Raw genomic sequence first — 2,936 nt, 5'->3', positions numbered from 1 at the left:
ATCGAAGCGAGGAAGTGGGAGAGCGAGGCCATTTCGTTCCGGTTTTGAGGCGCATAGTGGTTCTATGTAACGAAAAAGCGGGGCGAAAGGGACCGTTCTCCCGATTCCGCAGCCGATTCATCCTAAGTCGGACAGGCTCCTAGGGTCACGAAGCACTCGCGTCGCGCTCTCGGATCGGAGAGTTCGGCGCGAGCGCGACGCGATCGACGATACCTCAACCGAAGCGACGCAGGGAACTCATGCCGCCATCAGGCCTGAGGACCTGCCCGGTCATCCAGCTCGATTCTGACGACAACAGATAGGCTGCCGCCGCCGCGATGTCCTCGGGTCGGCCGATTCGAGCAAGTGGATGACGCTCCGCGGCGCCTTGGCGCTGACGCTCCGTCCTCAGGAGACTGCCGGCGAGCGGGGTCTCCGTCAGCGAGGGCGCGATGGCGTTGACCCGCACGCCCGGCGCCAGCTCGGCCGCGAGCGCGCGCACCAAGCCCTCGACGGCGCCCTTGGCTGCGGCGATGGAGGCGTGCATCGGCATCCCCAGCGCCACCGCGACGCTCGAGAAGAGCACGACGCTGGCATCCCCAGAGGCCTTGAGCGCAGGCAGCGCGGCGCGGATGGCACGCACGGCACCGAGCAGGTTGAGTTCGAAGTCCTCGCGAAAGGCCGCGTCGTCCAGGCGTTCAAAGGGTGCCAGTCGGATGCTACCCGGGCAGTAGACGAGACCACTGAGCACCTTCGGCAGCGCCTCTATCGGAAAGGGATCCTTGGCGGCGTCCCAGTGGATGTGACGCTCGCCGGCTGCACCGGACGGCTGGCGCGAGGCTGTCCGAATACTGTACGACTCGGTAAGGGTATGGGTGACTGCGCGGCCGATGCCGCTGCTCGCGCCCACAATGAGTATTTCAGGCATTGATTCGCTTCCAGGTTAGCAAGGGGCCGGCGCAACGCGCCGGATGGATCTATTCAAAACCTGGACATTGCGATGCTGTCTGACGATTCAAACGCCGCCTCGCGCAGCGGGCTCCATAAGCCAGTCGCGAGCCGCCGCCTCGTGACGATCCACTCAACCCTACCCCAAAATAGGTCTTTCAGGTGCCTCCGCGCGGTTTTCGCGGCACAATACCGCCCCTTGATCCATGCCTGATCTCATGAACGGCTCCAATCAGTCACCAACGGGAAGCCTATGCCAACCCCTCTCAATCGCTCGCTGACCCTACTCTTCATCTCGCTTGCGGCCCTGCTGCTGCCGAGCCTGGCGTTCGCCTCGGGTGGCGCCGAGACGCTTAACCTCACCGCCTCTTGGGCGGGCTACGCAGCCATCCTCATCTTCGTCTTGGCCTATGCACTGGTCATGGCCGAAGAGTACACCGAGCTACGCAAATCCAAGCCAGTCGTGCTAGCGGCCGGCATCATCTGGATTGTCATCGCCTACTACTACAAGACGCACCATGGCGACTCCGAGGTGGTCGGCGAGGCACTGCGGCACAACATCCTGGAGTACGCCGAACTCTTCCTCTTCCTGCTCGCGGCCATGACCTATGTCAACGCCATGGAGGAGCGGAATGTCTTCGAAGCACTGCGTGCCTGGCTGGTGCGCAGCGGCTATGGCTATCGCAAGCTCTTCTGGATGACCGGGTTTCTGGCCTTCTTCATCTCACCGGTCGCGGACAACCTCACCACCGCACTGCTGATGTGCGCCGTCGTGATGGCGGTCGGGGCGGAGAGCCCAAAGTTCGTGGCACTCAGCTGTATCAATATCGTGATCGCGGCCAATGCAGGCGGCGCCTTCAGCCCCTTCGGCGACATCACCACCCTAATGGTGTGGCAGAAGGGTGTCATCGACTTCAAGACCTTCTTCCTGCTCTTCATTCCCGCGCTGGTCAACTATGTGGTGCCGGCCTACTTCATGTCTCGGGCGGTTCCAGACTTGACGCCGCCGCCACACCAAGACGAGGTGCACATGAAGCGCGGCGCCCGCCGCATCGTGCTGCTCTTCCTAACGACGATCGTCACGGCGGTGAGCGTACACAGCTTCCTCCACTTGCCGCCTGTACTCGGCATGATGACCGGTCTAGCCTATCTCAAGATTTTCGGCTACTACCTGATGCGCACCGGCGAACTCTCGACCGTCAAGGCGGGCAATGTCGAGGACAGCATGCCCTTCGACATCTTCAACAAGATTGCCCGTGCCGAATGGGACACCCTACTCTTCTTTTACGGCGTGGTGCTCTGCGTCGGCGGCCTGGGCTTCATCGGCTATCTGGCAATGGTCTCCGAGCTGATGTACGGAGATCTCGGCGCCACTGCGGCCAACACCCTGGTCGGTGTCTTCTCCTCCATCGTCGACAACATCCCGGTCATGTTCGCGGTCCTCACCATGAACCCAGAGATGTCGCAGGGTCAGTGGCTCCTCGTCACGCTGACCGCGGGCGTGGGCGGCAGCCTGCTCTCTATCGGCTCCGCCGCCGGCGTGGCGCTCATGGGGCAGACGCGGGGCATCTACACCTTCTTCGAGCACCTGCGCTGGACCAAGTACATCGCCCTCGGCTACGTCGCGAGCATCCTGACGCACCTGATCGTCAACTTCTGGACCTTCTCGATCCCGGCAAACCTGAGGTAGACGACCAGCCGCCCAAGAGCCTGCTCGTCGAGCAGGCCGCGCGCTGTCGAGAGGGATCTCGCCGTCACCTGGGCCAAGCACGCGACTCCCAAGGCGCCCTTGATGATGCAGCGCGCCGCGGAGCCATCCCTAATCAGGCGCGCGGGGGCGTGCGGCGAATGCCATCGGGCGCCTCCAGCTCGACTTTGGCCATTTTTGAGCCTTGGCGGGAGGGCTCGGCGAGGCCCCTATCGATGGTGACAGACTCGAAAGGGTTGGCGGCAGAGGGACGCAGGCGGTATCGTCTGATGTCGACCAAAACGCCAGAGATGCCCACGGA

General features: G+C 63.0%; 3 protein-coding genes. 1 reads left to right on the top strand and 2 read right to left on the bottom strand.

The window, feature by feature from the left end; translation table 11 throughout:
• Positions 1-214 precede the first annotated feature (214 nt).
• The gene (locus G3480_RS25870; RefSeq protein WP_164657085.1) at positions 215-907 is read right to left on the bottom strand and encodes an SDR family NAD(P)-dependent oxidoreductase; all 693 of its coding nucleotides are present in this window, start codon (positions 905-907) and stop codon (positions 215-217) included.
• A 273-nt stretch (positions 908-1,180) separates the two neighbouring features.
• Between G3480_RS25870 and nhaD the strand changes: the two genes are divergently transcribed.
• A complete protein-coding gene (gene nhaD / locus G3480_RS25865) occupies positions 1,181-2,617 on the top strand; it encodes a sodium:proton antiporter NhaD (RefSeq protein WP_164657084.1) in 1,437 nt (478 codons plus the stop codon).
• 133 nt (positions 2,618-2,750) lie between these two features.
• Here nhaD and G3480_RS28040 read toward each other — a convergent pair.
• Positions 2,751-2,936 (bottom strand): hypothetical protein (locus G3480_RS28040; RefSeq protein ID WP_206171906.1); only part of this gene is annotated, 186 nt, incomplete at its 5' end.

The organism is Thiorhodococcus mannitoliphagus, from assembly GCF_010915725.1.
GTDB lineage: Bacteria > Pseudomonadota > Gammaproteobacteria > Chromatiales > Chromatiaceae > Thiorhodococcus > Thiorhodococcus mannitoliphagus.
Note: the sequence above shows the minus strand (reverse complement) of the source record. Positions and strands in the feature narration are given on the sequence as shown.

Bases quoted from the DNA above. Each gene is read 5' to 3' on its own strand.
- G3480_RS25870 (WP_164657085.1), bottom strand. From the start codon at position 907: ATGCCTGAAATACTCATTGTGGGCGCGAGCAGCGGCATCGGCCGCGCA.
- nhaD (WP_164657084.1), top strand. From the start codon at position 1,181: ATGCCAACCCCTCTCAATCGCTCGCTGACCCTACTCTTCATCTCGCTT.